At 74.4% G+C, this 3427-nt stretch carries 1 protein-coding gene; it reads left to right on the forward strand.

Annotation, left to right across the window (positions count from 1 at the left end):
* Positions 1 to 74 precede the first annotated feature (74 nt).
* Positions 75 to 3427 (forward strand): type I polyketide synthase (locus ACFV9M_RS41865; RefSeq protein WP_385102734.1); only part of this gene is annotated, 3353 nt, incomplete at its 3' end.

Consider the following 3427-nt stretch of genomic DNA (forward strand, 5'->3'; position numbering starts at 1 on the left):
ATCTGCGGGGTCAGGTCCGTTTCGCGGACGGGGTCCGGGCGTTGGTGGGTGAGGGGCATGAGGTGTTCGTGGAGGTGAGTCCGCATCCGGTGCTGTTGCCGTCGATCGCGGAGCTGGTGGACGAGCGGGTGGTGACCGCGGGCACCCTGCGCCGTGAGCAGGGCGAGGTACGTGCCCTGCTCACCTCCGCCGCCGACCTGTACTCCCGGGGCGTCGACGTCGACTGGTCGGACTTCCTGCCCGCCGGTCCGGTCGCCGCCGACCTGCCCACCTACGCCTTCCAGGGCCGCAGTTACTGGCTGCGGGACACCGGCGCCGCCGCCGGCGACCCCGCCGCGCTGGGCCAGGCCGGTGCCGGGCACCCGATGCTCGGCGCGATGGTCGACGTCCCCGAGTCGGGCGGCATGCTCTTCACCTCCCGGATCGGCATCGCGACCCACCCGTGGCTGGCCGACCACGCCGTCTCCGGAGTCGTCCTGCTGCCCGGCGCCGGTCTCGTCGAACTCGCCGTGCACGCGGGCGAGCAGACCGGCACCCCGGTTCTCGACGAACTGGTCATCGAGGCACCGCTGTTGGTGCCCGCACACGGCGGACTGCGGGTTCAGGTGTCCCTCGGCGCCCCCGACCCGCAGGGCCGTCGCACGGTCGGCGTCTACTCCGCGGCCGAGCACGACGGCGTCTGGCGCAGCCACGCCACCGGCACCCTGCAACCGCAGGGAGACGACGAGACGGACCCGGGCTTCGCCGCCGAGTGGCCGCCGCCGGACGCCGAACCCGTGGCGCTCGACGACTTCTACCCCCGGCTGGCCGACCACGGCTACGAGTACGGCCCCGCTTTCCAGGGCCTGCGTGCGGCATGGCGGCGCGGCGACGAACTGTTCGCCGAGGTGGCGCTCGACGCCGCCCAGCTCTCCGACGGACGGCGCTTCGGCGTGCATCCCGCGCTGCTGGACGCCGCTCTGCACACCGGGCTGCTGCGCGCCACCGGCGGGCGCGAGGGCGAACTGGGCCTGCCGTTCGCCTGGAACGGGGTCACGCTGCACGCCGCCGGCGCCACCGGAGTGCGGGTACGGGTGACCCCCACGGGCGGCGACGGGCTCGCGGTACAGGCCGCCGACGCCGACGGCACGCCCGTCTTCAGCATCCGCTCGCTGCTGTCGCGGCCGGTCGCCACCGCCGCCCTCGCCACGGACCGGCCGCACACCGACGGCCTCTTCCACGTCGACTGGCGGGAACTGCCCACGCGGGACACCACGTCCGCGCCGGTCGACGCCCTGGTCCTCACCGGACCGGAAGACGTGACGGCACTGGCGGACGACCCCGACGGGCCGGCGCCGTGGGCCGTACACCCGGTCCCGTCCGGTACGGCCTTCGACGTGACCGCCGAAGTGCTCGCCATCGTGCAGGCGTGGCTGGCCCGGCCGGAGCTGGAGGACAGCCGCCTGGTCGTCCGCACCCGGGGTGCCGCTCCGTTGGGTGCCCTGCGCGATCCGGCGGCAGCCGCGGCCTGCGGTCTGGTCCGCGCCGCGCAGGCGGAGAACCCGGGCCGTATCGTCCTCGTCGACACCGATCCCGAGGCACTTGACGGGACCGGCCTGCCTGGTGCCGTGGTGGCTGCGGTGGACGCGGGTGAGTCCCAGCTCGCCGTGCGGGGCGAGGCGGTGTTCGTGCCCCGTCTGGTTCCAGCCGGGACGGGGGACGACGGCGCCGGGGTGGCCTTCGACCCCGAGGGTGTGGTGGTGGTGACGGGTGGCACGGGTTCGGTGGGTGGTCTGGTGGCGGGTCGGTTGGTGGCCGGTCACGGGGTGCGGCATGTGGTGCTGGCGAGTCGTTCGGGGCGTGCGGAGGAGTTGAGGGGGGAGTTGGAGGCGGCTGGGGCGTTGTCGGTGTCGGTGGTGGCGTGTGATGTGTCGGACCGTGCCGCGGTGCGGGAGTTGCTGGCGGCGTTGCCCGGGGGGCGGCGGTTGTCGGGTGTGGTGCACAGCGCGGGTGTGCTGGACGACGGTGTGGTCGGTGAGCTGACGCCGGAGCGGTTGGCGGCGGTGTTCGCGCCGAAGGTGGACGCGGTGCATCATCTGGACGAGGTGGTGCGGGAGTTGCATCCGGATGTGGACGCGTTCGTGGTGTTCTCGTCGGCGTCGGGTGTGTTCGGTGCTGCGGGGCAGGGCAATTACGCGGCTGCCAACGCGTATCTGGACGCGTTGATGTCGGTGCGCCGGGCGGAGGGGCTGCCGGGGCTGTCGTTGGCGTGGGGTCTGTGGCGGCAGGCGTCGGGCATGACCGGGCACCTGACCGGGACCGACCACGCCCGGCTCAGCCGCGGCGGCATCCTGCCGCTGGACAGCGACGAGGGCCTGGACCTGTTCGACGCCGCCCTCACCCTCGGTCACGCGGTGCTCGTACCGGTCAAGCTGGACCTGGCCGCCGCCCGGACCAACGCACAGCACAACGGCGGCTTCGTGCCACCCCTGCTGCGCGCCCTCGTCCGCCCGCCGCGCCGCCTGGCCCGCGCGCACGACGCCGAGGCCGCCGCCGGGTTCGCGGCCCGCCTCGTCGGCCTGAGCCCCGAGCGGCAGGACGCCCTGCTGCTCGACCTGGTCCAGGCCCAGGCGGCCGAGGTGCTCGGCCACGACACCCGCGACGCCGTCGCCGCCGACGGCGCCTTCAAGGACGCCGGCTTCGACTCGCTCACCGCCGTCGAACTGCGCAACCGGCTGCGCGAGGCCACCGGCGTACGCCTCGTCGCCACCGCCGTCTTCGACTACCCCAGCCCCGGCGCACTCGCCCGCCACCTGCGCGAGGAACTGACCGGTGCCGCGGCGCCCGCTGCCCCGGCCCCGGCCGCCCGCGCGGTGAGCGGCGACCCGGTCGTCATCGTGGGCATGAGCTGCCGGCTGCCCGGCGGCGTCAGCACACCCGCCGAGCTGTGGAAGCTCCTCCGCGACGGCGGCGACGGCATCGGCGACTTCCCCACCGACCGCGGCTGGGACCTGGACCGCCTCTTCGACGAGGATCCGTCCCGACCGGGCACCTCCTACGTACGCGAGGGCGGCTTCCTGCACAGCGCCCCCGACTTCGACGCCGCCTTCTTCGGCATCTCGCCCCGCGAGGCGATGGCCATGGACCCGCAGCAGCGGATGCTCCTCGAATGCTCGTGGGAGGCGCTGGAGGACGCGGGTGTCCAGCCGGACAGCCTGCGCGGCACCGACGTCGGCGTCTTCTCCGGCGTCTCAGGCCAGGGCTACACCGGGCTCCTCGGCTCGCTGCCCGAGGAACTCGAGGGCTACATCGGCACCGGCACCTCCGCGAGCGTGGCCTCCGGCCGGGTCTCCTACGTGTTCGGCTTCGAGGGCCCCGCGGTCACGGTCGACACGGCGTGCTCGTCGTCGCTGGTCGCGATCCACCTGGCCGCGCAGGCGCTGCGCTC

Origin of the sequence: Streptomyces sp. NPDC059895 (genome assembly GCF_042731035.1) — a bacterium.
In the GTDB taxonomy this organism is placed as follows: domain Bacteria; phylum Actinomycetota; class Actinomycetes; order Streptomycetales; family Streptomycetaceae; genus Streptomyces.